General features: G+C 73.7%; 19 protein-coding genes. 13 read left to right on the top strand and 6 right to left on the bottom strand.

Going from position 1 to position 26,892, the window contains the following annotated elements; translation table 11 throughout:
- The first annotated feature begins 770 nt into the window (after positions 1 to 770).
- Together ACFQBR_RS29360 and ACFQBR_RS29355 are read left to right on the top strand one after the other, a co-directional pair.
- Entirely contained in the window at positions 771 to 1,532 is a 762-nt protein-coding gene (locus ACFQBR_RS29360; protein WP_378554906.1) for a hypothetical protein, read from the top strand.
- Positions 1,533 to 1,861: 329 nt separating this feature from the next.
- A complete protein-coding gene (locus tag ACFQBR_RS29355; protein WP_267947634.1) occupies positions 1,862 to 2,167 on the top strand; it encodes a YrhK family protein in 306 nt (101 codons plus the stop codon).
- A 51-nt stretch (positions 2,168 to 2,218) separates the two neighbouring features.
- Here ACFQBR_RS29355 and ACFQBR_RS29350 read toward each other — a convergent pair whose 3' ends face one another.
- Together ACFQBR_RS29350 and ACFQBR_RS29345 are read right to left on the bottom strand one after the other, a co-directional pair.
- Positions 2,219 to 2,701 (bottom strand): hypothetical protein, encoded by a 483-nt coding sequence (locus ACFQBR_RS29350; RefSeq protein ID WP_344182883.1) that lies wholly within the window; start codon positions 2,699 to 2,701, stop codon positions 2,219 to 2,221.
- On the bottom strand, positions 2,701 to 5,160 hold the full coding sequence (locus ACFQBR_RS29345; RefSeq protein ID WP_344182881.1) for a molybdopterin oxidoreductase family protein: 2,460 nt from the start codon (positions 5,158 to 5,160) through the stop codon (positions 2,701 to 2,703). The genes ACFQBR_RS29350 and ACFQBR_RS29345 overlap by 1 nt, the downstream gene beginning before the upstream one ends.
- 358 nt (positions 5,161 to 5,518) lie before the next feature.
- Here ACFQBR_RS29345 and ACFQBR_RS29340 point away from each other — a divergent pair, with 358 nt between their 5' ends.
- Positions 5,519 to 7,336 (top strand): acyl-CoA dehydrogenase, encoded by a 1,818-nt coding sequence (locus ACFQBR_RS29340; protein ID WP_344182879.1) that lies wholly within the window; start codon positions 5,519 to 5,521, stop codon positions 7,334 to 7,336.
- A gap of 103 nt (positions 7,337 to 7,439) precedes the next feature.
- Here the strand turns inward: ACFQBR_RS29340 and ACFQBR_RS29335 are convergent, their stop codons facing one another.
- Positions 7,440 to 8,222 (bottom strand): GNAT family N-acetyltransferase, encoded by a 783-nt coding sequence (locus tag ACFQBR_RS29335; RefSeq protein ID WP_344182877.1) that lies wholly within the window; start codon positions 8,220 to 8,222, stop codon positions 7,440 to 7,442.
- A gap of 165 nt (positions 8,223 to 8,387) precedes the next feature.
- Here ACFQBR_RS29335 and ACFQBR_RS29330 point away from each other — a divergent pair, with 165 nt between their 5' ends.
- Complete coding sequence (locus ACFQBR_RS29330) at positions 8,388 to 9,230, top strand: SDR family oxidoreductase (protein ID WP_344182874.1); 843 nt, start codon at positions 8,388 to 8,390, stop codon at positions 9,228 to 9,230.
- A 677-nt stretch (positions 9,231 to 9,907) separates the two neighbouring features.
- Positions 9,908 to 10,768 carry a SigB/SigF/SigG family RNA polymerase sigma factor gene (locus ACFQBR_RS29325; protein WP_344182871.1) on the top strand — a complete coding sequence of 287 codons (861 nt, stop codon included), beginning with the start codon at positions 9,908 to 9,910 and terminating at the stop codon, positions 10,766 to 10,768.
- A 255-nt stretch (positions 10,769 to 11,023) separates the two neighbouring features.
- On the opposite strand, the gene ACFQBR_RS29320 is transcribed toward ACFQBR_RS29325, so the two are convergent.
- A complete protein-coding gene (locus ACFQBR_RS29320) occupies positions 11,024 to 12,259 on the bottom strand; it encodes an MFS transporter (RefSeq protein WP_267947625.1) in 1,236 nt (411 codons plus the stop codon).
- A 626-nt stretch (positions 12,260 to 12,885) separates the two neighbouring features.
- Here ACFQBR_RS29320 and ACFQBR_RS29315 point away from each other — a divergent pair.
- From ACFQBR_RS29315 to ACFQBR_RS29280, 8 genes are all read left to right on the top strand, one after another.
- Positions 12,886 to 13,266, top strand: coding sequence for a hypothetical protein (locus ACFQBR_RS29315; protein WP_267947624.1), 381 nt, complete (start codon positions 12,886 to 12,888; stop codon positions 13,264 to 13,266).
- Between the two features lie 146 nt (positions 13,267 to 13,412).
- Entirely contained in the window at positions 13,413 to 13,736 is a 324-nt protein-coding gene (locus ACFQBR_RS29310; protein WP_267947623.1) for a putative quinol monooxygenase, read from the top strand.
- Positions 13,737 to 13,819: 83 nt separating this feature from the next.
- A complete protein-coding gene (locus ACFQBR_RS29305; RefSeq protein ID WP_267947622.1) occupies positions 13,820 to 14,869 on the top strand; it encodes an aldo/keto reductase in 1,050 nt (349 codons plus the stop codon).
- A gap of 333 nt (positions 14,870 to 15,202) precedes the next feature.
- Complete coding sequence (locus ACFQBR_RS29300; protein WP_378554905.1) at positions 15,203 to 17,287, top strand: WD40 repeat domain-containing serine/threonine protein kinase; 2,085 nt, start codon at positions 15,203 to 15,205, stop codon at positions 17,285 to 17,287.
- 146 nt (positions 17,288 to 17,433) lie between these two features.
- Positions 17,434 to 19,548: a WD40 repeat domain-containing serine/threonine protein kinase gene (locus ACFQBR_RS29295; protein ID WP_344186131.1), complete on the top strand. Its 2,115-nt coding sequence runs from the start codon at positions 17,434 to 17,436 to the stop codon at positions 19,546 to 19,548.
- 13 nt (positions 19,549 to 19,561) lie between these two features.
- Entirely contained in the window at positions 19,562 to 21,613 is a 2,052-nt protein-coding gene (locus ACFQBR_RS29290; protein WP_378554904.1) for a protein kinase domain-containing protein, read from the top strand.
- A 127-nt stretch (positions 21,614 to 21,740) separates the two neighbouring features.
- Positions 21,741 to 23,831 (top strand): acyl-ACP thioesterase, encoded by a 2,091-nt coding sequence (locus ACFQBR_RS29285; protein ID WP_378554903.1) that lies wholly within the window; start codon positions 21,741 to 21,743, stop codon positions 23,829 to 23,831.
- Between the two features lie 178 nt (positions 23,832 to 24,009).
- On the top strand, positions 24,010 to 24,522 hold the full coding sequence (locus ACFQBR_RS29280; RefSeq protein WP_267947617.1) for a hypothetical protein: 513 nt from the start codon (positions 24,010 to 24,012) through the stop codon (positions 24,520 to 24,522).
- Between the two features lie 34 nt (positions 24,523 to 24,556).
- Here the strand turns inward: ACFQBR_RS29280 and ACFQBR_RS29275 are convergent, their stop codons facing one another.
- Complete coding sequence (locus tag ACFQBR_RS29275; RefSeq protein WP_344184561.1) at positions 24,557 to 25,195, bottom strand: hypothetical protein; 639 nt, start codon at positions 25,193 to 25,195, stop codon at positions 24,557 to 24,559.
- A 167-nt stretch (positions 25,196 to 25,362) separates the two neighbouring features.
- On the bottom strand, positions 25,363 to 26,697 hold the full coding sequence (gene eccD / locus ACFQBR_RS29270; protein ID WP_267947615.1) for a type VII secretion integral membrane protein EccD: 1,335 nt from the start codon (positions 26,695 to 26,697) through the stop codon (positions 25,363 to 25,365).
- Positions 26,698 to 26,892: the final 195 nt, after the last annotated feature.

Here is a 26,892-nt window from a genome sequence, read left to right as displayed (position 1 = left end):
GCCGGCTCCGGCGGCGCCCGCGGACGGGCCGGGCCGCCGGAGCCGGCCGCCGCCGGTGATCGTCCAGGTCCGAGGATACGAGCGCGTGGCGGGCGCCCGGTCCGGCGACGATCCGAGCACGGCGCCCACCGGCGACCGACCCGCACGGGGCCGCCCGACAGGCCCCGAAAAACCGCGGAACGCGAGAACCCCACGGCCGGCACAGCCGTCTAAAGCGCCCCTTCCCACAAAAGGGTAAGACGGAAAGCACCAATACAAAACAAGAGTGATCTGACTCACAGTAACAAATAAGGAAAACCTGCACCGCCCAATCAGATCCCTTCCCCATATCTCGAAACATTGGTCGGTTCTTGTCAGAACTTTTCTCGGTTAAACGCACCGTGACCGATCGGACACGCGAAAAGTGATCCATCCACGAAACCCACACAGGGCCTGAACTGGCCTTATGAGGGAAGCCGCGTTCGACCTCCCGGGTTCTTCGCCGCCAGGCCCCACACCGCGACCCGCCCCTCACCGCAACCCGACCCGCATCGCGGACCACTCGCACCCGACGCGAAACAAGGGCTCTCCGAAACACGGGAATGCGGAATTCGGTGATACATTCAAGGAGTTATCAGGGCGGGCGCGGTTCCCATGCCCCTGTAACTCCCTCCCTTACCTTCGCCAAGCGTTTCGGGAAGCCCCGGCAAAACCGCTGAAGCGGCAGACCAAAGCTCTCGAACCCCGGCGTGAACGTTCCTCGCACCTGCTCCCCGAAAGAAACGAACATGATGAGCCGCAGCACCCGCTCCTCCCTCCTGGCCCTTCTCACCGCCGGCCTGATCACCCTCGGCGCGACCGGCTGCTTCAGCCCGGACGCGGTCGACGCGGAGGCGTTCGACGCGGAGGCCCAGAGCGCCGAGGACAACGGCGCGGAAGGGGTGACCGCGACCTTGGCTGGCGAGGTCACGTACCTGTCCCCGAACGAGTACCTTGTCGAGAACCAGGCGTTCCACGTCGACGAGACCACGCAGGTCCTCGGCGGGATCAGCGTCTGCCCCGCCGAGGACGGCGTCGACGAGGGCGGTTACGGGATCGTGGAGTGCTCCTACGAGGAGCTCGACGCCGCCCTTCAGGGGGGAACCGTCGTTCTCGCCGAGGTCGCGATCGTGGACGGGTTCGCCGAGTCGATCTCCGAGTACCAGACGGACGGCCACGGGGATCCCGACGCCCCGGAGAGCCCCGACAACGGTTCCGCGGGCGGGGACTCCTCGAACGAAGGGGTGAACACGACCCTGACGGGCGAGGTCACCTACCTGGCCCCGTACGAGTACCTCGTCGGCAACCAGGCGTTCTACGTCGACGAGACCACGTCGCACGTCGGCGGGATCTACGTCTGCCCCGGCGAGGAGGGCCTCCACGAGGACGGTCACGGAAACGTGTCGTGCCCCTTCGACGAGCTCGAAACCGCCCTTGCGGAGGGAACCTTCGTCTACGCCGAGGTCGTGATCGTGAACGGCCTCGCCGAGGTGATCACCGAGTACCAGGTCTGATCTCCGGAACCCGGGAGAGCGGGCGACCGGGCCCGCCGGGGCGGCACTCCTCCAGGGGTGCCGCCCTTTCCGTGTCCTCAGCCGGTTTCCGGCGTTCCGTGCGGAGGTCAGGGGCTCCGGTGGACGGGATCCCCCCGGGGGCGCTTCCGCGGCTCACCGGTCGACGTCCGGGACGGCGCCGGGGCTCGGGCCTACGCTGGCCGGGTGACCGGTCTGCCGAGGACCTGCGACGTCGTCGTGGGAGCGGGAGCGGCCGGGCTCGTCGCCGCCGCGGTCCTGGCCGACCTGGGCCCGGGCCGACCGGTCCGACGAGAGGAAGGGAGACCACCATGCCCGGGTCACAGCGGGGACGGCCCCTGGTCGTCCACATCGGCCGCGAGGAACTGGTCGTCCGCCGCCGGTACGAGGCGCTGAGCATCGCGAACGACACGCTCATCGCGCTGTGGTTCATCACGGGCAGCATCATGTTCTTCCTCCCGGCCTGGATGACGGTCGGGACGTGGTGCTTCCTGCTCGGCAGCGTCGAACTGCTGATCCGCCCCGTCATCCGGCTCAGCCGACTGGTCCACGTGCGGAGCATCCGTGCGGCCGGCGGCCCCTCGACGGCGCCGGCGGAGTCCTCCACGGACTTCTGACCGCCGCTCCCGGCCGCGTCCCCGGAGCGCGGCACGGGACGGGCCCGCGCCTCAGCCGGACAGGACCTGCGGGGAGAGGGCCTTGAGCATGCCGTCCGCCCAGTTCATCTGCCGCACCGTCTGCGGGTGGCACCGCCGGGTGAGCGCGAGCAGCTCGGTGTCGGCGAGCGCCTGGGCGCCCTGGCCGAGGAGCTCCCAGTCCACCGACACCCCCGCGGCCATGCGGTACAGCCTCCTCAGGTCGGCCAGCAGCAGGAGATCCGGATCCGAACGGGTGTCCAGCGGCTCCCCCGGGTCCTCGCGCGTCCCGCCGAGCGGCTCCGGGCCGCCCTCCGACAGGTCCTCCGGCTCCAGGCCGTAGCGGGGGCCGGTCGCGGCGAGCTCCCGCACGTGCTCCCGCGACCACGTGGCGAGGTCTCCGGCCACGTGGTGGATCTCGGGTTCGTCCCGGTGGCGTTCGCCCAGGGCGAGGAGCTGGTGGAGCAGGTGGCCCTCCGAACGGTGCAGTTCCCGCAGCGCGATCGCCATTCCCATCACGAACCGCCCTCCACCCGTTCCTCCGCCATCGCCCCCGGTCCGCCCCGGGTCTCGGGCACCCCCTCGCCGACGGGCCGGGACGCGGTCGTCGTCGGCGCGGGCGCAGGCGTCCCGCCGCCGGGCTCCAGGAGCCGCAGCCCCGCCGCCGAGGTCTTGAAGAGGGGCTGCTTGGACACCGGATCCCAGTCGGTGACGGTCATCTCGTTGGCCGCCCGGTCCTTCGGGACGTCCTCTCCCCCGCCGCGGTCCTCCGAGTCCCAGTAGCCGTAGTGGAAGGGGACGAACAGCACGCCAGGGCGGATCCCCGCGATGCGCGCCCGCGCCCGGACCGCTCCGCGCGGCGAGACCACCTCCACCAGGTCCCCCTCGCGGACCCCCGCGTCCTCCGCGTCGGAGGGGGCCACCTCCACCCAGACCTCGGGGGCCGCACGCCGCAGCTGCGGGACGCGCCCGGTCTTGGTACGGGTGTGGAACTGGTAGAGCGTGCGGCCGGTGACAAGGGAGAAGGGGTACTCCCCGTCCGGCGCCTCGTGGGGCTCCAGGTACTCGGCCGCCCTGATGACCGCACGCCCGGAGGGGTTCATCGCGGCGTACCCGGTCGCGTCCGCCGGAGCTCCGGTGACCAGGTCCCGTCCGTAGCTCTCGCACTGGTCGGGCGCGGCCCAGAACCGTCCGTCGGCGTAGAGCCGCTCGGTCCCGTCCGGGTTGTCGGCGTTGCAGGGCCACTGGACGCCGCTCCCGCCGCGCAGCTTCGCGTAGGTGATGCCCGTGTAGTCGCACGGCCGCCCGGCGCTGGCCCGCTTCCACGCCTCGAAGGCCGACTCGGGGTCGTGCCACTGCGGGAACGGCTCCCCGTCCCTGTCGCGGAAGTCCATCCTGCGCGCGTAGTCGAGGAAGACGTCCAGGTCGGGCCGGGCCTCGCCGGGCGGGTCGACGGCCTTCTCGGACAGGTGGACGGTGCGGTCGCTGTTGGTGAGCGTGCCCGTCTTCTCGCCCCAGGTCGCCGCGGGGAGCACCACGTCGGCGAGCTCGGCCGTCTCGGTCATGAAGATGTCCTGCACCACCAGGAACAGGTCCTGCCCCGCGAGCAGGGACCGGATCCGCCGCAGCTCGGGGAGCGACACCGCCGGGTTGGTGGCGCTGACCCACAGGAAGCGCACGGAGCCCTTCTCCGCGTAGCGCATGATCTGCATCGCGTGGGTGGGCGGCGCGTAGTGCGGGATCCTCGCGGGGTCGAGGTTCCACACCGCGGCGAGGTCGGCGACGTGGGCGTCGTTGCTCCAGTTGCGAAAGCCCGTGAGGTCGCCGTCGGCGCCGCACTCCCGCGTGTTCTCCGCCGTGGGCTGCCCGTTCATCTGGAGCACGCCGGCGCCGGGCCTGCCGAGCATCCCCCGGATCAGATGCACGTTGTTGACCTGCACGGACGCGGCGGTCGCCTGGTGCGACTGGTAGAAGCCCTGGAGCACCGTCGACAGCAGGCGCTCCGCGTCGCCCAGCATCCGCGCCGCCTCCCGCACGTCCCCGGCGGGGACGCCGCAGACGTCGGCGACGTACTCGGGCGGGTACTCGGCCACCCTCTCGACGAGCTCCTCGTAGCCGACCGTGTGGGCGTCGACGTAGCCGTGGTCGACCCGGTCCAGGCGGACGAGCTCGTGGAGGATGCCGTTCATGAGCGCGAGGTTGGTCCCCGGACGCGGCGCGAGGTGCAGGTCGGCCTCCCGCGCCACGGGGGTCGTCCGGGGGTCGACGCACAGGAGGGAGGGCGGGCGGGGGCCGGCGAGCCGGTCGAGCACCCGGGACCACAGGACCGTCTGCGTCTCGGCCATGTTGTGGCCGTAGAGGGCGATGACGTCGGCGTGGTCGACGTCGGCGTAGGAGCCGGGCTGGCCGTCGGAGCCGAACGACTCCTTGAGCGACTCCGCCGCCGTCGCCGTGCACAGCCGGGTGTTGCCGTCCACGTGGTTGGTGCCGATCGCGCCGTGGGCGACGGCCGCGAGCGTGTAGTACTCCTCCAGGAACAGCTGGCCGCTGGTGTAGAAGGCCAGCGCACCGGCCCCCTGCTCGTCGAGCAGTTCCCGGCTGCGCCGCACGACCGCCCCCATGGCGGTGTCCCAGTCGGTCTCGACCAGCTCGCCGTCCCGTCTGACCAGGGGCCGCTTGAGCCGGTCCTCCGCATTGCCGGCCTGCCACCCGAAGAGGTCCTTGGGGCCGAGCCGCCCGCGGTTGACCCGGTCGGCCGCCCTGCCGCGCACCCCGACGACGCGATCGCCCCGGACCGCGATGTCCAGCGCGTCGCCGTTCGAGTGCAGGACGGTGGCGGACTGCACCCAGCGCTCCACCTGGTCGGGCGTGACGCCCTCGGCCAGGTGGCCGTCCACCCTGACCGGCCACTCCTGCCCCGGCCCGTACGGGGTCCGCGACCCCCACGGTTCGGCGATCCTGTCCCTCGACGGCATCGCTGCTCCTCCCGGCGGCGGAAACGTGCCTGCCCCACTACCCGGGCCCCCTGCACGTAAACGGTGGGCTCCGCGGCCGCCGACGGCTCGCGGCGGGCGGACTCGCCTGTCCGGGGCGCGCCCCGGGGCGAACGGCCGGGCACGCGGGTTCGGTACCCCGGACGGGGGCGGCCCCGCGGCGCCGCGCCGGGGCCCTCCGCTCCCGGGGACCCCGCGTTCCGCCACTTCTGGGTGTCTCGCGGGCCACAACTCCCTCGCGCTACTGGCATAGGGGTCTACTCGGTAGTAACATTGTCTTGTTACTAGTCGGTAGATCCGCGTGTACAGACACCGCGGCCAGGACACAGCGGAGCTGTCCATGACGCATTACAAGAGCAACCTGCGCGACATCGAGTTCAACCTCTTCGAGGTCTTCAGGCGCCAGGACGTACTGGGCGAGGGCCCCTTCGAGGAGCTCGACGAGGAGACCGCGCGCACCATCCTGGCCGAGGTCGACCGCCTCGCCACCGGCGTCATCGCCGAGTCGTTCGAGGACGCGGACCGCAACCCGCCGGTGTTCGACCCCAAGACGAACACCGTCGCCGTCCCCGAGAGCCTGAAGAAGTCCTACCAGGCCTACATGGACGCCGGCTGGTACAACCTCGACCTCCCCCAGGAGCTGGGCGGCCTCGGCGCCCCCCGCTCCCTGGTCTGGTCCGCCGCGGAGCTCGTGCTCGGCGCCAACCCCTCCGTCCACATGTACTCCGCCGGCCCCGGCTTCGCGAGCATCCTCTTCTCCGAGGGCAACGAGAAGCAGAAGGAGTTCGCGAGGCTCGCGATCGAGCGCGGCTGGGGCGCCACCATGGTGCTGACCGAGCCCGACGCGGGGTCGGACGTCGGCGCCGGCCGCACCAAGGCCGTGGACCAGGGCGACGGCACCTGGCACATCGAGGGCGTCAAGCGCTTCATCACCTCGGCCGAGCACGACATGTCCGAGAACATCTTCCACCTGGTGCTCGCCCGCCCCGAGGGCGCGGGCCCCGGCACCAAGGGCCTGTCCCTGTACCTGGTCCCCAAGTTCCTGGTCAACGAGGACGGCTCCCTCGGCGAGCGCAACGGCGCCTACGTGACCAACGTCGAGCACAAGATGGGCCTCAAGGCCTCCACCACGTGCGAGCTGACCTTCGGCGACAAGCACCCCGCCATCGGCTACCTCGTCGGCGACAAGCACGACGGCATCCGCCAGATGTTCCTCGTCATCGAGTACGCGCGGATGATGGTCGGCACGAAGGCCATCGCCACCCTCTCCACCGGCTACCTGAACGCCCTGGAGTACGCCAAGGAGCGCGTGCAGGGCAACGACCTCGCCGGGTCGAAGAACTCCCCCAAGGTCACCATCACCCACCACCCGGACGTGCGTCGCAGCCTCATGACGCAGAAGTCCTACGTGGAGGCGATGCGCGCCCTGGTCCTGCTCACCGCCACGCAGCAGGACGAGATCCAGATCGCGCACTCCAGGGGCGAGGACGTCACGGAGCTGGAGGCCATGAACGACCTCCTCCTGCCGATCGTCAAGGGCGTGGGTTCCGAGCGCTCCTACGCGCTGCTCGCCGAGTCCCTCCAGACCCTGGGCGGCTCCGGGTTCCTGCAGGAGTACCCGATCGAGCAGTACATCCGGGACGCCAAGATCGACACCCTCTACGAGGGCACGACGGCGATCCAGGCCCAGGACTTCTTCTTCCGCAAGATCGTGAAGAACGGCGGCCAGGCGCTGGGCGCCCTCTCGGGCGAGATCAGGGCCTTCGCCGAGAGCGAGGCCGGCAACGGCCGCCTCAAGGAGGAGCGCAAGCTGCTCCTGGAGAGCCTCGGCAACGTCGAGAAGCTCGTCGAGCTCATGGTCGGCCACGCGATGGGCTCCGCCGAGAACCCGCGCGAGCTGTACAAGGTGGGCCTGAACTCCACCCGCCTGCTGATGTCGTTCGGCGACGTCGTCCTCGCCTGGCTGCTGCTGCGCCAGGCCGAGGTGGCCCTGAACAACATCGACGGCGCCGGCGAGGCGGACAAGGACTTCTACACCGGCAAGATCGCCGCCGCGCGCTTCTTCGCCGAGCAGTTCCTGCCGCGCATCGCCGCCGAGCTGCGCGTGGCCGAGGGCGTCGACCTCGACCTGATGGACGTTCCCGAGTCCGCCTTCTAGGGCGAACCGGACCCGCGACGGGCGGGGCGGCCTTCCGGGGCCGCCCCGCCCGTTCCGTGTGCGCGGGTCCCGTCCCCGGACGGGGGCGGGCGGCCCCCGCGGCTCAGGCCGGGGACCAGACGTACGGGGTCGTGGTGGTCACCCCCTCGAAACCCAGGCGGCGCAGGACGGGCGCGCTGGCGTCGGTGGCGTCGACCCGGAGGTAGCGGACACCGCGTGCCGCGGCGATGTGCGCGCGGGCGGCCACCAGGGACCGGTAGATCCCCTTCCCCCGCCACGAGGGCAGGGTCGAGCCGCCCCAGAGCCCGGCGAACTCGGTACCCCTCAGGAACACCAGCCACGCGGCCGACACCACCTCCCCGCCGGCCTCGGCCACGAGGACGGCGATACCGTCCGGGTCCGCGGCGGTCCGGGCGATCAGGTCCTCGCCCAGCCAGCTCCAGTCGCCGCCCCACACGCGCGACTCCATGTCGGCGACACGGCGCATGTCGTCCGGTTCACCGATCCGGCGGAGGGCGACCCCCTCGGGCGGGGCCGGGGCGGAGACCACGTCGGTGCGGCCGATCAGCACGGTCTCCCTCTCCTCGGGCGCGAACCCGGCGGCGCGGAGGCGGTCGGGGAGGTCCTCCGGCCGGTCGTGCCCGTGGGTCTTCCACTCCACCGCCTCGCCGCGCGCCGCGAAGCGCTCCCGCTGCCGGGCGATCAGCCGGTCCAGTTCGTCCCCGCGCACGTCCAGGTCGGGCGGCGCGGTGACGAGCCCCCGGCGCTGTCCCACCAACCGCGTCACCGGTCCGTCCCGCTCCACCGTCACCCCGTCGGGGAGGTCCGCGGGGGCGCCGCGCAACTGCTCGTCATAGGCCGCGAGCAGGCCTTCGATGTTCGTCACAGGCCATGACACCACGGGACCGGCGGGCGCGGTCAACCCGTTTTCCGACGGGAACCCGGCCCACCGCGCCGCCCGGACGCACGTGTACGGAAGCACCCACCGGGTAGCCGGGACCCCGAGTGCGTGCGCCCGGCCGGGCGCAGGGAACAAGGGGGGTGCGCAGCCATGGAGCAACGACGTGACGACGCCCGCGTGGACGGGGTGCGCGAGTTCGACGGCTACGACCGGGTGGCGGTGGTGACCGGCGCGGACAGCGGGATCGGGCGGTCGACGGCGGTCCGCCTGGCGCGCGAGGGCTTCGACCTCGGCATCACGTACCACTCGGACGAGGAGGGCATCCGCCGGACGGAGTCCGAGATCGGGGAGACCGGACGCCGGGCGGTGGTGCGCAGGCACGACCTCTCCGACCCGGTGGGCGGGTCCGAGGCCGTCGCCGAGCTGGTCGGGGAACTCGGGGGCGTCGGGGTCCTGGTCAACAATGCCGGGACCGGGTCGGACGAACCGCTCCTGGAGACGGACTACGAGCGCTGGCGCGAGGTCCTGGCCGTCGACCTGGACGGCCCGTTCCTCTGCTCCAGGATCGCGGCGACCCACATGCGCGACGCGGGACGCGGCGGGCGCATCGTCAACATCACCAGCGTGCACGAGGAGTTCCCCCGGGTGAACGCCGGGGCCTACTGCGCCGCCAAGGGCGGCCTCAAACTCCTGACCCGGGTGCTCGCCCTCGAACTGGGGCTGTACGGCATCACCGTGAACGCGGTGGCTCCGGGCGAGATCGCCACGCCCATGACCGGACAGCACGAGGAGCCGCCGGGCCTGGACACGCGCGGCGGCTACCCGATCTCCCGCCCCGGCCACGCCGACGAGGTGGCGGACGCCGTGGCCTTCCTCGCCGGGCGGGGGTCGTCCTACGTCACCGGGGCCTCGCTCTTCGTGGACGGGGGGCTCTCGCTCATGGGTCCCCAGGCGGGAGGGGCGCTCCAGGACGGCACCTGGCGCGCGGGCTGACGGCCCGGACCCGGGTTGTCGGCGCCCTCCCCGGCACGTGCCGGGGAGGGCGCCGTGTGTGGCGCCCGGGCACGGCCCTCCGGGGGGCCCCGGGAGGCCGGACACCGGCACCGCCCGACCGGACCGGAGGCAGGGCCGGTGGCCGCCCGCACCCCTGCGTCCCGGCCCTTTCCCCCGGGGGAGGGCAGCCGCCGTCGGGGCGTCTCGGGGCACCCCCTCGGACCGAAACAGGAAAAGGCCTTCCGCGGAACGGGCACTCCGTCCCGACAGTGCGGATAAGAACGACGTAAAAGCGGGAACGGGCGCGGACGACAACCTTCACACCGCTACCCAAGCCATTGTCAGAACGGCATAAAAAAGCGCTTCCCTCGAAAACCGAAACACTTCCCCTCGACGGGAAGCGCCGAGCACCACCACCCCGGAGCAGGGGGTCAGTGTGCGCCACGCCACGAAAAGCACCCCTCCGAGCACCGGAAGAAAACACGGAGCGTGACTTCACCGGCCCCTACCAGGGGAGGGGTAAAAAATTCCTGTCCGCACTTTTAAGCACTGTCATGAGGGAAGGAAGAAGGTCCACGAAGTTCTTCCTCCAACCCTTCCACCCACCCGCCCGCACTGAATTCCCAGTCGACGCCACCGGCGTTCTGTCCGGACCCACCAGACCACCGGGAGCTCTCTTGCCGAACACCGCCACCACCCCGAAGACGCCCCGAACCGCCCGCAAGCGGACCCGCCCGCTCTCCCGCCCCCGCACGCGCACCCCCGGCGAGAACGCCTCCGCCGAGGAGCTGCTGGTCGCGGCGAGGCGCCTGGGCGAGGGCGACCCCCGCGCGGACAGGCTCCGAGAGCGCGTCGTACTGCTCCACCAGCCCCTGGCCAAGAAGATCGCACGCCGCTACCAGGGTCGCGGCGAGCCGCTGGAGGACCTGTACCAGGCCGCCATGGTCGGCTTCACCAAGGCCATGCGCGGCTACGACCCCTCCTACGGCAAGCCGTTCGTCGCCTACCTGGTCCCCACGGTCACCGGAGAGGTCAAGCGCCACTTCCGCGACCACACCTGGGCAATGCGTGTCACCCGGACCCAGCAGGAGGAGCGCAGCAAGCTGCGCAGAGTGTCCTCCGACTTCCAGCAGGAGCACGCGCGCACGCCCACGACCGCGGAGCTGGCCGAGAGGATGGACATGTCGGAGGAGGAGGTGCAGCAGCTCATCCAGGCGTCCAACGCCTACCAGTGCCTGTCCCTGGAGGCCCCGGACACCTCCGGCGCCGAGGAGGAGCCCATGCGCCTGGAGGACCACCTGGGCAGCGAGGACCACGGCCTGGAACTGGTGGACCAGCGCGAGAGCCTCAAGCCGGCCCTCGCCCGCCTTCCCGAGCGCGACCGCCGGCTCCTGGGCCTGCGCTTCTTCTGCGACCACACCCAGACCGAGATCGCCGACCGGATGGGCTGCTCCCAGATGCACGTCTCCCGGCTCCTGTCCGGGGTGCTGGACCGGCTCCGCGCCGAGATGGGCGAGACGGCGCAGGCCCGCGCCTGAGGTCCGTGTCCGAGGGCAGGGGCCGGGGACGCGCGGGGGCCGTGCCCGGACCCTGCCCGAGGCACGGGACCCGAGGGGAGCCGCCCCGGCGCGGGGCGGCCTCTCCCGCGCACGAGCGCGGGTCCGTAAGGGCCGCCATGGGCGCCGTCCTCCTCGCGCGCGTGCGCACGCGCGCGAGGAGTAAGGGGAGAAGAGGAGCCGTGGGCCTTCGGGCACGCACCCCTTCCGACCCGGCCTCCCCGCGGGCCCCGGGGCCTACGCCCGGGGGCGGGACAGCACGAAGAAGTACAGCACCGCGGTCGCGGCGACCGTCGTCACGCACATCGGCACGAACGCGATCTGGTAGGACTCCGGCTCGTCCGGAAGCGCCTGGAGGATCGCACCGGCGGCGACCGTGCACAGCACCGCGGTCGTGAAGCCGCTCATGTTGACCAGGCCGGAGGCGACACCGGTGCGGCTGGCGGGAATGCCGTCGCGGGCGAAGTCGAAGGAGATCGTCGGCGCGAGGGTCTGGCCCACCGCGCTCACCGCCATCACCGTCAGCCCGGCCGCGACGGGCGCTCCCCCGGGCCACACGACCAGCAGCACCCAGCCCGCGCTCAGCACCGCCCCCAGGGTCAGGGCCAGCCACCGGCGCGCCCGGGGGTGCCGGCCGACCAGGAGGCCGACGAACGGGGCCACCCACAGGCCTCCCGCCGCCAGACCGGTCAGGGTCAGCGCCGCGGTGCCCTCGGCCAGACCCAGCCCGTTCACGAGATACGGGTAGCCCCACAGCACCATCATCATCGTGAAGGGCGCCATCACGGCCGCGTGGTGCGCCATGCCGATGAGCGGGCCGCGCGCGCGAAGGGCCTCCTTGAGCGCCTCCCACACGGAGATCGGGTCGGCCACGGTGGACCGCCCGGCCGCGTCGGCGGGGCGGTCGCGCACGACCAGCAGCACGAGGAGCGCCATCAGCGCGGTCAGGGCCGTGGTGGAGAGGAAGGCGGCCACCCAGCCGACCTGCCCGAGGGCCCACGCGAGGGGCGCCGCGCTCGCCACCTGGCCGATGCCGCCGACCACGCCGGTGAGGCCGCTGACGAGGGCGTAGCGCGCACGCGGGAACCACAGGGCGGCCAGCCGGATGACGTTGAGGAAGACGAGGGCGTCGCCGAGGCCGATGAGGAACCGTCCGGCGACCGCGGTCTCGATCCCGGGCGCGAGCGCGAACAGGCAGGAACCGACCACCATCGCCACCATGCCCATGGCGAGCGTGTAGCGGGGGCCGAGCCGGTCGGCGAGGAGGCCCGCCGGAACCTGGAGGAGGACGTACACCAGGAGTTGGAGCATCGGCAGCAGGGACAGCAGCGCCGGGCCGACGTCGAACCGGGCCTGGGCCTCCAGGGCCGCGACACCGAGGCCGTTGCGGTGCAGCATCGCCAGGAAGTACCCGGCGACGGCGACCGCCCACACGATCCACGCGCGGGCGCCGCCCGCGGGTTCGGCGGGCACGGTGCTCCCGTCCGGGGTAGTCCGGTCACCGGATGTCTGGGTCTGTGTCACTGGACGACTTCTCTCCGTTTTGTACGACCTCTTCAGTGTCCTCCAGAGACCGGACCATCCCTTACACCGGGGTGACAGGGTGCGCAAAACCGGCCGACGCCCGTGTGCGCCGCCGGACCCGGCATCGGCAAGACCCGCGCTTGGCAGAGTCAAGAACGCGTAACCAGCAAGAAGTCACCACGAGTCACCAGAAGCACGCCAGGAGTTGCCAAAACGGGTGAGACTCACGACAGCCAGGACGGGACTCAGAGGCCTTTATTCGACCCGCGCCAATCGAACAAAGGTACAGAAAAACCCATCTGACCAGCAGGTTCTCGGTTTTGCCCAGTCGATACGGTTTCGTTAATTGTGACATTGGTCACTCGCAGAAGCCTCGACTGCAAGGGGTGAGTTGCTGCTAGCATCCGGAGCGCAAAGAATAACTACGAGGTAACGACACCGTTCACACCTCACCAACTTTGTGGAGGGAACCCGCCAAGGTCCCAGGACGGGCGGAAACCCTCGAACCGCGGCGACTGTGGCCGCACCGAGCACACGGTCAGCACCGCGGCAACCGAGACCCACTGGAGACGACCTTGAGTCACTGGCGCCTGAACAATCCCCGGGCCTCCCGGGCGAAGTCGGCTCTCGCCAGACGAATCAAGCACAAGCCCCGCCACGCCTTCTGCGCCGAGCGCGCGATCACGGCGCTCCTGGGCGAACTCGTCTCAGCCACCCAGCGCCAGTTCTACTGGTCGGGCACCACCGACATGGCCGTCATGTCGGTCCAGCGCGACGTCAACGTCTGGTGTCGCGACGGGCGCTTCTTCTGGAACGACCTGTTCCACGGCGGCACGGTCTCCCATCCCGCGAGCGACCCGGTCGGCGCCGCCGAGCTCCTCAACCCCTTCGCCCGGGGCCCCGAGCCCGTCTACAGCCACGGTTTCGGCGCCGCACGCCAGCCGGTCGCCGCCTGACACCGCGCCTCCTCTCCCCGCTCCACCGCCGCCCGGCCCCGGTCAACCGTGCGCTCCGCACCCGCGGTGCTCTGGAAGACTGGGACGGGGGGACACGACGTGTCCCCCCGCGCAGTGAACCGAGCACAGTGAGGAGACCGGGAACCATGATCCTGATCGTCGTCAAGTACAGGGTCAGGCCGGAGGCCGTCGACCGCTTCCTCGACGAGGTCGCCGACTTCACCGCCGCCACCCGGGCCGAGCCCGGGAACCTGTGGTTCGAGTGGTCCCGCAGCGTCGAGCGCGACGACGAGTTCGTCTTGGTCGAGGCGTTCCGGGACGGCACGGGCGAGGCCCACGTCAACAGCGACCACTTCCGCGAGGGCCTGGCCCGCATGAAGCCGCTGCTCGCCGAGACCCCGCTCATCGTCAGCCGCTCCGTGGAGGGCGAGGGCTGGGACCGCATGGGCGAGCTCACCGTCGACGCCTAGGCGTGTCGGCCCCCCGCCCCCTCGGGCGGACCGCCGGGCGGGTTAGTCTGCCGGTCGGTCATCCGACGAGGGGAAGGCGGTCCGTGGGCACCTACGTGGCGAGCGAGGATCGGTACGAGACGACGGAGTACCGCAGGAGCGGTGACAGCGGGCTGCACCTGCCCCGCCTGTCGCTGGGCCTGTGGCAGAACTTCGGCGCGGACCGCGACCAGGAGAACCAGCGCCGCATCCTGCGCAGGGCGTTCGATCTCGGCGTGTTCCACTTCGACCTCGCGAACAACTACGGACCGCCGCCCGGGGCCGCCGAGGAGAACCTCGGCCGCGCCCTGGCCGAGGACTTCGCCCCCTACCGGGACGAACTGGTCATCACCACGAAGGCCGGGTGGGTCATGGGCCCCGGCCCCCACCAGCGGGGCGGGTCGCGCAAGTACCTGCTCTCGTCGCTGGACCGGTCCCTGGCCAGGATGGGCCTCGACCACGTGGACGTCTTCTACAGCCACCGGCCCGACCCGGACACGCCGCTGGAGGAGACCATGGGTGCCCTCCACCACGCCGTGGTGTCCGGCCGGGCGCTGTACGCCGGCATCTCGTCGTACGGCCCCGCCGCGACCAGGGAGGCCGCCCGCATCATGCGGGAGCTGGGCACCCCGCTGACCGTGCACCAGCCTTCGTACTCGATGCTCAACCGGTGGGTGGAGGGCGGCCTGCTGGAGGCGGCGGCCGACGAGGGCATGGGCGTGGTGGCGTTCTCGCCGCTGGCCCAGGGCGTGCTGACCCCGCGCTACCTCGGCGGCGAGGTGCCACCGGACTCCCGCGCGGGCGTGGGCCGCCCGAGCTGGCGCGACAACATGCTGTCCGAGGAGGTCCTGGAGCGGGCGCGCGCCCTGGACGCCATCGCCTCGGAGCGCGGCCAGACGCTCGCCCAGATGGCGATCTCCTGGGTGCTGCGGGACCAGGGGCCGCGCACGGTGACGACCGCGCTCATCGGGGCGTCGAGCGTGGAGCAGCTCGAACAGAACCTCGCCGCGCTGGACTCCCCCGGGTTCAGCGACGAGGAGCTGCGGCGCATCGACGAGTGGGCCGTGGACTCCGACGTCAACATCTGGTCCGGGGCCACCGCCTCCCGCCCGTAGGGCGTGTGCCGGGGGCCGCGCGGCGCACGCGGCTCCCCGGGGCCGCCCTTTGGGGCCCGTCTCCGGCGGGGTCCCGGGCGGTCCCTTTTCCGGGCGTCGGGGGCGGGCGCGCGCGTTCACCGGGTTTCGCGGCGAAGTCGGGCACAACAGATCTTCGGATCCGAACCACCAAAGGGTGACATAAGGGCACACACCCTCCGTGAACCGGTCGGAATCGTGCTCTATCAGCGATCTTCTCGGGTTACGGTGACTCCTGAGAAACCTCCGGCAGACGCACCGGGCCGTCCTGGCGGGCCCCGAGGCGTCCTCCGCCCCTGGCCCCCCAGAGGACCCATGCGCCCCCTCAACCCCGACGAGCCCACACAGCTCGGGGAGTTCCGCCTCATCGCCCACCTCGGCTCCTGCGGCATGGGCCGCGTGTACCTGGGCGCGGACCCGCACGGGCGCCCCGCCGCCGTCACGGTCGTCCGCGCCGCGTACGCCGTCGACCTGGACTTCCGTGCCCGCTTCGCCCGCGAGGCCGCCCTCGCCCACCGGACGGTCGGCCGCTTCGCCCCGCCCCTCCTCGGCCACGACCTGTCCGCCCCCGTCCCCTGGACCGCCACCGCGTACGTCCCCGGCCCCACGCTGCGCGAGCTGGTGGAACGCACCGGGCCCCTCCCCCCGGCGGCGGCGGCCGTCCTCGCCCGGGGGATTGCCGAGGCCCTGGACACGGCCCACGGCGCGGGCGCCGTGCACCGGGGCCTCACTCCCTCGACCGTCCTGGTGGACGCGCACGGCCCCCGGCTCATCGACTTCGGCGTCGCCAGGGCCGTGGACGAGGCCCGGCTCACCCGCCCCGGCGAGGGCGTCGGCTCCGCCGCCTACACGGCGCCCGAACTCCTCTCCGGCGGCGGGGCCGCCGCCGCCGGCGACCTGTTCTCCCTCGGCGGAGCCCTGCTGTTCGCGACCACGGGGGCCGACCCCTTCGGGGAGGGGCATCCCTCGACCCTGCTGTACCGGGTCCTGCGCGAGCCGCCCTCCCTGGACGGGGTCCCGGGCCCCCTGCGCCCGCTCGTGGCCGCGTGCCTGGACAAGCTCCCCGAGAACCGGCCGACCGCGCAGGAGGTCCTCGACCACCTCGGCGGGCCGCTCCCCGAGGAGCCCCCGACCGCCCCGTGGCTGCCGCCTCGGGCCCGCGCCGCGGTCGCCGCGGCCGAGGAGTCCTACCGCTCCGCGGTCGGCCCCCGGGCCGGCGGCCCCCCGGCCCCCGATCCCTGGGCCGCGCTCGCTCCGGGCGCCCGGCCGGCGCCCCCCGCACGCACCCCTCCCCGGCGGCGGGGCAGGGCCGCGCTGCGCGTCGCGGCCCTCCTGGGCGTGGCGGTCCTCCTCGCGGGCGCGGGCCTGTTCGCCGTCGCGGCCCCGGCGTGGGAGGCGGCCGGGGAGACCGGCGCCGCCCGCGACTGCTCCGCGTCCGGAAGCCTGGCCGGGAACCTCGCCCTCACCGGCCCGCCGCAGGTCATGTTCCCCCCGGACGTGCCCCTCGAACTCTCGTTCTCCCCCGACGGCACCGTCCTGGCCGTCTCCCAGGTCGACCGCGTGACCCTGTGGGACTGGGAGGGGTCGCGGCCCCTGGCCCGGATCGACAACGAGGAGGCCACGGTGCCCCCCACCCCGGCCGCGTTCAGCCCGGACGGCTGCCTGCTCGCCTACGGCACCCTCCACGGGACCGCCGTCACCGACCTGTCCACGGGCAGGGCGTGGAACGTCGGACCGGAGCAGGCCGTCCGGTCCGTCGCCTTCAGCCCCGACGGCTCCTCGCTGGCCGTGGGCGTGCGGAGCGACCCCGGGGCGCGGTTCCTGCACCTCTACGAGACGGAGCGCTGGAAGCTGACGGCCGCCCTGCCGGGTTCCGGGAGCCTCGGCGCGATCCAGTACTCGCCCGACGGCACCACCGTGGCGGGCGGCGAGGTGGGCGGGGGCGTCGCGGTGTGGCGCACGGGGGCCGGGGGGCTCGACCGGCTGGGCCTGGTCGACGAGCGCGCGCGGGTGGGCGCGGACGCCTTCGACATCCTCCCGGACGGCTCGGGCGTCCTGCTCATCCGCTCGGACCGCGTCCTGCTGGTCGAGCCGCAGAACGAACGGGTCCTGCGCGAGTTCGTGCCCGACGACGAGGACCACTTCCTGGTCGACGTCGCCTACAGCGAGGCGAGCGGCCGGGTCTTCGCCGCCATGCTGGCCCCGGGCGCCGGGTCGGGCAGCACGATGGCGTGGGACTACGGCGACGCGGCCAGCGCCCGGCTCGGCCCGGACCTGCCCCGGCTGTTCCCGCTCGTCCTGTCCCCGGACGGGTCGCGGCTCGCCGGGCTGCGAGCGGACACCGGCGACCTGGCCGTCTACGACACCGACCTGTCGCTGCTCGGGGTGATCGGCGACTGACCCGGGCGGGCCGCAACCGGTCACTCGTCCGGGCGGGCCGCCCACGAACCGCTACATTGGCGGAGGAACCCTCCCGAGCACCGCCCCGACCCCGCGCGACCGCCCCCGCGCCGGTGCCCTGACGCAGTGAGGAACGCGTACCCGCCGTGCAGCCCCTCGCCTCCGACGACCCCCGGCACATCGGCCGCCACAGGCTCCTCTCCCGCATCGGCGCGGGCGGCATGGGCAGGGTGTACCTGGCGCGCACCCCGGACGGCCACCTGCGCGCGCTCAAGGTGGTCAAGGAGGACCTGGCCCACGACACCGGGTTCCGGGACCGGTTCGCGCGGGAGGTCCGCGCCGCCCGGCGGGTGCGCGGCCCCTTCACCCCGGCCGTGACCGACGCCGACACGGACGCCGACGTCCCGTGGATGGCCACCGAGTACGTGCCCGGCCCCACGCTGAAGGAGGCCGTGAGCGCGAACGGCCCCTTCCCCGGCCCCTCGCTGCTGGTTCTGGCCCTCGGGCTCGCCCGGGCCCTGGAGACGGTCCACGAGGCGGGGCTGATGCACCGCGACCTGAAGCCGGGCAACATCCTGCTGTCCCCGCGCGGCCCGCAGGTCATCGACTTCGGCATCGCCCGCGCCGTCGAGGGCACGGTGCTCACCCGCACCGGGCAGACCTTCGGCACACCCGCCTACACCTCGCCCGAGCAGATCACGGGGCACGGCGTCTCCCAGCTCAGCGACCTCTTCTCCCTGGCGGGCGCGGTGGTCTTCGCCGCCTCGGCGGAGCCCCCGTTCGGCTCCGGGCGCCCGGTCGACTCCCTGCGCCGGATCATGGCCGACGAGCCCGCCCTGGGTGCGGTCCCCGAGGGCCCCCTGCGCGACGTGCTGGCCCGCTGCTTCGCCAAGGACCCCGCCGGACGGCCCGACGCCGCGGAGGTCCGGGGAGAACTGTCCGCGCTGCCCCTTCCGTCGGCCGAGCACGGCTGGCTTCCCGCCCCCGTGACGGAGCAGATCGACGCCCGAGAGGGCGAGGTCCGGAGGGCGGAGGAGGCCGGGCGCACCACCGTGGACCTGGGGGGCGGGGCCCCGGCGCCGCCGCGCGGCGGCGCCGGGGCCGACGGCACGGGGCACCCGCCCCCCGGGCGTGAACCACAGGAGGGGGCACCGCGGGGGGAGCCGCGGTTCCGCCGCCGCGCCGCGGTCCTCGCGGCGGCGTCCGCGCTGGTCGTCGCGGGAGGGGCGGCCCTCGCGCTCACCGCGCTGCCGGGAGGCGGGGACCCGCGGGAGGCGGCCGGGGGCGGTCCCCCGGCCCCGCCCGGCCCCTCCGCCTCCCCCTCCGCCCAGGGCGCGCCGGAGGTCGACCTGGAGGGGTGGATCTACGAGGTCGACTTCTCCGTGGACGGCGAGTCCCTGTACGTGTTCGGCACGTCCCTGTCCAGGTGGGACTGGCAGGCCGGGGAACCCGTCGACGTGTTCGAGCCCGCCCCGTCCGCGGCGGACATCGGGCCCGACGACCACGTCGCCGGCGCCTACAGCGACCAGATCCGCGTGTGGGACGGCGGCAGCGGCGACGAGGTCAACCGGTTCGGCCAGGACAACGGCGGCCGCGGGTTCTACGACATGCCCGCCCTCTCCTCCGACGGGTCCCGGGTGGCGGTGCTCGCCGCCGAGAACGGCGACCCCCGCGAGGAGCGGGTCGTCCAGATCTGGGACGTGGCGGAGGGGACGCCCGGCGTGGAGTTCCCCGCCGGAGGGGTCCTCACCGACCTGAGCTACACCGCCGACGACTCCCTGCTCGTCGGCACGGTCATGGAGGAGGGGTTCGACGCCTACGTCGGGGTGGCCGTGTGGGACCCCGCGACCGGCGAGCGGCTCCACCTGTTCGAGGGCGGGGACCACTACGCGTTCGCCCTCGCGCCCGACGGGCGGACCATGGCCCTCCAGAGCGGCGCGAGGCGGGTCGACATCGTCGACCTCGGCACCGGCGGGGTCGTCCGCCCCCTCGCCGAACCGGACGCGAGCCACGAGTCCGTCACCGGCATCGGCTACTCCTCGGACGGCGAGCGGGTCCTCGCGGGCTCCTTCGGCTGGGACGACGACCGGGGAAGCGTGTGGGACGCCTCGACGGGCGGGCTCCTCCGCGACGCCGACGTGATGGTGTACGCGCCCATGGGGTCGCACCCGGAGGACGAGTACCTGGCCACGGTCGCCGACGGCGGCGGACGCGTCCTCGTCCTCGACGCCGACTACACCGTCGTCAACGAGCTGAGCTGACCGGAGGGCCGCCATGCAGCACCTCGCACCCCGCGATCCGCGCCGGGTCGGACCGTACCGGACCGTCGCCCTGCTGGGCGCCGGCGGCATGGGCCGCGTCTACCTGGGGATCGACCGGGAGGGCCGCACCGCCGCCGTCAAGGTGGTGCGGGCGGAGTACGCGTACGACCCCGACTTCCGGGAGCGGTTCGCGCGCGAACTCGACCTCGCCCGCCGGGTGCACGGCGCCCACACGCCCCGGGTGCTGGACGCGGACACGTCCGGCCGGACCCCCTGGATGGCCACCGAGTACGTGCGGGGCCCCTCCCTGCACGACCTGGTCCGGTCCGTGGGGCCGCTGCCAGAGGACAGCGTGCGGTTCGCCGCCCGGGGCGTCGCCCAGGCCCTGGAACGGGTGCACTCCCACGGGCTGGTGCACCGCGACCTCAAACCCGGCAACGTGATGGTCTCGGCCGCGGGACCGCAGGTCATCGACTTCGGCATCGCCGCCGCGCTGGAGGACGCCGGGCCGGACGGGGACGGGCGGCTCGTCGGCACCCCGGGGTACATGGCCCCCGAGAACATCCGCCGGGAGCCGGGCGGCTCCGCCGCCGACGTCTTCGCCCTGGGCGGGATGATCGTGTACGCGCTGACCGGCACCGGGCCGTTCGGCGAGGGCCACCCCTCCGCCGTGATGTACCGCATCACGAACCAGGACCCCGTGCTGACGGGCATCCCCGAGCGGCTGCACGGCCTCGTCTCGGCGTGCCTGGACAAGGACCCCCGGGAACGTCCCTCCGCGTCGCGGGTGCTGCACGCCCTGGGCGGTCCGGCGGCGCCTCCGACGACGGCGTCCGCCTGGCTGCCCCCGCCCGCCGTCCACACGCTCGAACGGATCGACGGCGAGTACCGGGACGCCGTCGCCGCCGCAGGCCCCGGGGCCGCGGGCGGCGCCCCCGTCTCCCGGGCCCGGCGGCGACCACTGCTCGTCGGCGCCGCGGGGGCCGCGCTGCTCCTCACCGCCGGGGCGGGGACGTGGGCCCTGGCCGGCCCGTTCGGCGGCGGGACCGCGGAGGAGGACCCCGGCCGCCGCGTCCGGTGCGACCTCACCGAGCACATCGCCCCGGAGCTCGCCGAGGCGGCACGGCCCGTGCCGAGCATCCCGTCGTCGTCCGTCCCTCCCGGCACCGTGTTCTCCGCCGACGGCCGGGTCCTCGTCGTCGCCGGGAGCCAGGGGCTGGCCCTGTGGGACTGGGAGGAGGGGACCGAGATCGCCCGGATCGAGGACGAGGTCCCCGGCCTGTCGCCCACCCCGCTCGTCAGCCCGGACGGCTGCCGCGTCGGCTACAACGGGACGGGCGTGCACGTGTACGTCGCCGGGACGGGCGAGCACACCGTGTACCGGGGGGACGTGGAGGTCGTCGCCTCGGCCTTCGACCCCGACGGCGAGGGCCTGTACCTGGTCGAGGGCACGGGGGAGCCGGAGTCGGCCGTGCTGCGCGTCGACCTGGAGACCGCCGAGGTCACCGACACCTACAGCGGGACCGACGGCGCCCACACGATCGCGGTCTCCCCCGGCGGCGGGTATCTGGCGGCCGTCGACTACACGGGGCAGGTGCGGGTCTGGGACACGGAGAGCGGCGGGACCCTCTTCGAGGCCGGGGGCGCCGAGCCCGGGTACGGGTCCAACCTCGAACTCCCCGACGAGGACGGCGGCCTCCTGTACATGACCGGGGACGGGGTCGTGCACGAGGACTTCCTCGACGGGGGCCCGTCCCGCACGTTCGCCCCGGCCGCGATGCCGGAGAACGGGCTCAGCGAGTTCGTCCTGAGCCCCGGTGCGGACCGGCTGTACGCCCCGTACACGTCCGGCGAGCTGATCGTCGACGAGGACTCGGAGGGGTTCGGGATGAAGGTCTGGGAGTTCTCCACCGGCGAGGAGCTGACCGGGGAGGAGGACGAGGGGTACGTCAGCCGGCTCGGCATGCACCCCGACGGCCACGTGTTCACGGGGGTCCCGCTCCTCGACTCGGACGTCTGGATCGTGGACGCGGAGCGCCTGCGCCTCCACAGCCGTATCGGCTGACCAGCCGCGGCCCCCTCCGCACGGGTCCCGGGACCCGGCTCCGGCGACCCGGCCGCCCCCGCACGGCGCGGTCCCGCACCGGACACGGGTCCGCTCCACCCGCACCGCCACGACACCGGTAAGGCCCATGCTCCCTCTCCACCCCCACGATCCCCCGGCCGTCGGCCCCTACCGGCTCCACGCCCGCCTGGGCGAGGACGCCTGCGCGCGCGTCTACCTGGGCTCGGTGCCGGGGGAGCGCCCCGTGGCCGTGAGGGTCGTGCGCTCCGGGTATGCCGCCGACCCCGGGTTCCGGTCGGCGTTCACCCGCCTGGTGGAGAGCGCGTACGGACCGGACGGCCGCCACGTGTGCGGCGTGCGCTCCGCCGACCTGGGCGGAGCCGTGCCGTGGGCGGCGGTCGACCGGCCCCTCGGCCCGGCCCTGGCCGACCACGTCCGCGACCACGGCCCGGTCCCCGCGGACGCCCTCCACGCGCTCGCCCTCGCCCTGGCACAGGGGCTCGCCGAGCTGCACGCCCGGGGCCGCTCCCACGGTGCGCTGCGGCCCGACGGGGTGGTGCTCACCCGGGAGACCGCGCTCCTCGCCGACGCCGGGCTGGAACGGGCCGCGTCGGACGCCGGTCAGCGCGCTCCCCACCCCTCCTTCTCGGCGCCCGAGGGCGGCGCGGCCCCCGCCGCGGACGTGTTCTCGTGGGCGGCGACCCTGTCCTTCGCCGCGAGCGGGGCCGAGGGGGCTCCCGGCCTGCCGCGCGTCCCGCTCCAGCTCCGGGGGCTGGTCGACGCGTGCCTGCGCCGGGGACCGGACCTGCGCCCCAGCGCCGCCGACCTGGTGCGGATGCTCGGCGGCCCCGCCGATCCGGGCCCGTGGCCGCCTGGGTTCCTCGCCCGGCTGGAGGAGGCCGCGGCACGGCAGGAGGCGGCGGTGGCCGACGGGCCGGGGCGGGCGGAGCGGCCCTCCGGGACCGGGCCGGGGGAGGCGGGCGTGCCGGACGGGAGCACCGGGGCGGACGCCCGGGGGCGCCGGAACGGCCGGAGGGCGGTCGCCGCGGCCGCGGCGGTCCTCGCCCTGGCCGCCGTGGCCGGGGCGGCCGTGTGGGGGCACCGCCTGTCGACCGGGGACGGTGGCGCGGCGGGGGAACCGGGCGGGGCGGACACCGCCGGGCTGGTCACCGAGGGCGGCTGCCCGGACGGCGGAGGGTTCCCGCCGCCCGGTGAGGACGTCGACGGCGCGCGGACCACGGTGTGGGAGACCGCCTTCAGCCCGGACGGCGACCGCCTGGCCGTCACCACCGCCGAACACGGGCTGACGGTGTGGGACTGGCGGGTCGGGGAGGAGGTCGCCAGGCCGGCCGGGTCGGTGGGGCTCGCGGTGGGCCCGGTGTTCGCCCCGACCGGGTGCACCCTCGCCGTGACCGTGCCCACGTCCTACGAGGGCCGGGGCGACGAGCAGGTGCGGGTCGCCCGCACCTTCGACCTCGCGGCCGGCACGTCCGCCGAGCACCTGGGGCCGCAGGACGGGCCCGTCGGGACCGGGGGGACGTGGACGGCCAGGCCGCGCCACGCGGAGGGCCTCGCGTTCAGCCCCGACGGGTCGCGGCTGGCCGTCTCGCTGGAGCGGGCCGACGACAGGCCGAGCGTCGCCGTCATCGACACGGGGACCGGCGCCCGGGTGTCCGAGATCGCGGAGGCCCCGGTCCACGGGACGGCCTTCGCGGACACCGGGCGCGTCCTCACCAACGACGGGGGGACGATCACCGTGTGGGACGCGGAGAGCGGCGAGGAGCTGCACACCGTCCGGGGGACGTCGCACCGCCTGTTCGCCGCGGTGCCCGGAGCCGACGAGGTGGTCCACCTCGTCGGCGACCGGATCGTGTGGTGGGACTACGCGGCGCGCTCGGAGGTGCGGTCCTTCGAGCTCACGGGCTTCGCCGACGCCGAAGGGCCGATCCTCGTGGACCTGGCGCTCTCCGCGGCGCTCGACCGCGTGTACGTGAGCTGGCTGGCCCCCGGGGACGACCCCCTGGAGGACGGCGCGTACACGACCCACGCGTTCGACACGGAGACCGGCGAGGACCTCGCGGCCGGCGGCCGTGGAGCTGACGGGCTCCAGGAGGTCTCCGTGCACCCCGGGGGCGAGGTCCTGGCGGGCGTCTCCGCCGAGGGGCGCGTCGTCCTGGTCGACCCCGACACCCTGGAGCCCGCCGAGACGCTGTTCTGACGGGGCTGACGGGGACACCGGGACGGTCGGCACTGCCGGGGGCAGGGGGTGTCGGGGTGCCGGGACCGCGTTCGGCCCGCGCCGTCCGGGGCGCGCCGGAAGGACCCGGCTCCTCACGGCGCCGCCCGGGCGCTATAGCGTGAAAGCCCGTGCCCGTACCCCGAGAGGACCAGAGGCCATGCCGGAAAACGTCAGCAGCCGCATCCGCGAGGCGGCCTCCGGCCGCCGCACCAGCCCCGCGCTGTCCGTCCTGTCCGACCTGGTCCGGAGCACCGGGGCCGCGGCCAGGTCCGCGACCGTCTTCGGCGACCCGGTGGTGTCGGGGGGTTCCACGGTCGTCCCGGTCGCGAGGATCACGTCCCTCACCAGCTTGGGCGGCGGTTCCAGCCGCCTGTTCGCCGCGGGAGGGGACGGCGCGGGCGGCGGCGGGTTCGTGCGCGCACGGCCCGCGGGGTTCATCGTCCTCGACGAGGCCGGGGCGCGCTTCCACGGCATCCGCCAGCCGGTGACCATGCTCGTCCTCCCGCTCGCCGTGGTCGCCGGCCTCACCGCCGCGCGCATCGTCGGGGTCTCGCTGCGCGAGGCGCGCCGGCGCCGCAGCCTCCGCGCGCGCTGCGAGCCCGCCGCCGCGCCCCCGGCCGAGGTCTCCGTCTCCGAGGGCTCCGCGGCCGGGGAGGAGCGGAACGCCTGACCGGTTCCGGCCATCTCCCCCGCCCGGCCCCTCGTCAGGAGCCGTTCACCGCGGCGAGCAGTTCCTCCGCCGCCAGGAGCGCGCCGTCGAGCATCGCGTCCGCGTCGCCCGATCCCATGCGCGAGTAGTGCACGTCCACGAAGACCTGCCCCTCGACCGCCGTGACCTGCGCACTCCCCGCGTCGTTCTCGGAACCGGCCACGGCGAGGTCGCCGACTCCGAGGTCCGGGTCCGCCTCCTCCGCCGTGAGGTCCGGCGCGGCGCTGTCGGCGTAGGGCCCCTCGTGGATCTCCATGTCGTACCGGAGGGTGAAGCCGCTCAGCGAGAGCAGCATGCAGTTCATCCTCAGGCGCTGGTCGCTCTCGAGCGTCCCGGGGTCGGGCCGCCCGGTCGTGCTCGGTGAGTCGTCGCGCATGTCCTCCGCGCCGAGGAGCTCCTCCAGGACCTCCTCCGGGAGCACCGTGCACAGGTCGTCGGGGGCCATCTCCATCGGGTCGCGCAGCTCGATCTCCGCCTCGGCGGGCTCTTCCCGGACGTCAGCGGGCTCGTCCTGGGCTCCGGCGGCGTCCGGGGCCTGCGGCTCCTCCTCGGCGGCGCTTCCGCAGGCACCCAGCAGGAGCGTGAGGACGAGACCTGCTGCGGCGGCCGGGACGCACTTCTTCGGTTCGGGCACGGGAGATCCTCTCGGGACTGTCGGGTCGGCGGACACCCTAGCGTCCGGCGCACACGAACCGTCACGCACCGTCCCCGAGCTCCGGTCCCGGCCGTTGGCCCGCCCCGGGGCGGGGTCCCGCGGACGCCCGCCCCGACGGGCGGCGGTCGGCGTCCGCGGAACGCCGCCTAGCCGGTCATGCGGGCGACGAAGGCGAACAGCCCCATCGCCCACGCGAACACCGCGGACATGCCGATGATGACCAGGACCTCGGTCCAGTTCAGGAGGCGGCGCAGCGAGGCGCGGGGCACGTCGGTCAGCCGCACCCAGCTCAGCACCCCGAGCACGATCCCGGCCAGGAGCACGATCAGCGGCAGCCAGGGGCCCATGAACGGGTACTCGCCCACGACCGCGACACCCGTGGCCCCCACGCCCAGCACCCCGGCCAGCCGCAGCGGCAGCACGTGGCGGATCCGGTCGAACAGCCGCGAGCGCAGGACCAGCAGGACCGAGAGCAGCCCGCCCAGCAGCAGGTCGGGCAGCCCCTGGGCCAGGACGGCGAGGAGCACGGTGACGGCGCCGCCGCTCACCGCCGCGCCCAGCACGATCCCCAGCAGCAGGCGGTCGGTGTTGCCGTACGTGTCCTCGAACCGCTCCGTGGGCACCTGGCCCGAGCGCCCCACCTCGTAGTCGAGGCCGGACAGGCCGCCCATCACCATGGCGACGCGCGGCAGGGCCCCCACGCACAGCGCCAGGGCGATGCCCATGGAACGCACGCCCTGGACCGGCTCGGTGAAGATCCCCACCACGACGAGGACGGCCGCGGCCACCGCGACGACCCCGAGCCCGGCGATGTACGCCAGACCCGTCTCGTGCATGGCCCAGCCGATCACCGCGACCAGGAGCGCCCCGGAGAGCGCGAAGGCCGCCGTCACCAGCGGGTTCGTGCTCGTCACCAGGGCGGCGGCGAGCACCGCGGTGACCGCGCCCCACACGCAGGCCGCCGCGAACAGCACGTGCGCGACGGCGGGCAGGGGCCTGCGTGCGGCGAGCAGCATGACGGCGACCGTGAACAGGGTCCCCACCGCGGCGACGCCCAGGTGTCCCGCCGAGGGGAGGAGCCGCATCATCAGCCCCAGGAGGACCAGGGGGCCGATACTGGCCACGAGAAGGCCGAAGGACAGCGTCGTCGCGGGGTTCCAGATGCGCGCGGTGTCGTCGACCCTGTCCTCGACGGCGCCGCGGACGTCGTCCACGTGGGAGGGGCGGCTCGGGGCGGTGCGGCGGTCCAGCAGCAGGACGTCGCCGTCGTAGACCCCGGCGCTCTCCAGGGGTTCGTCCGGGTGCACGGGCGACCCGTCCACCGTGGTCAGAGACCAGGCGGCGGGCTCCGTCCGCTCCTCGTCGGGCGCGCAGACCTCGATGATGCGCGGCATCAGGGTCGCCACGGGAACGGTGCCGGGAAGTGCCAGATCGGCCCAGCGCTCCGGTCCGGTGACGGTGACCCGGCAGTATCCACTCACACCAATGGTTCCTTCTGTCGTCGTCGTGGGCGGCATTCGCCGCGAAGGGGGAGGACGGACGCGAATTAGGTGATTCGCGGGGTTCGCGAGATCATTCCTAGCGTAGTCACCCAGACACCAACCCCCGTAGGTGGACGGAAAGAGATCGCTGTGGCGACGAGACCTGTGCCCCGCCCTGCCCGCAGTGTCCCTCCT

Source organism: Nocardiopsis tropica (assembly GCF_042660575.1).
GTDB classification, from domain to species: domain Bacteria; phylum Actinomycetota; class Actinomycetes; order Streptosporangiales; family Streptosporangiaceae; genus Nocardiopsis; species Nocardiopsis tropica.
This window is presented reverse-complemented; position numbering and strand designations above follow the sequence as displayed.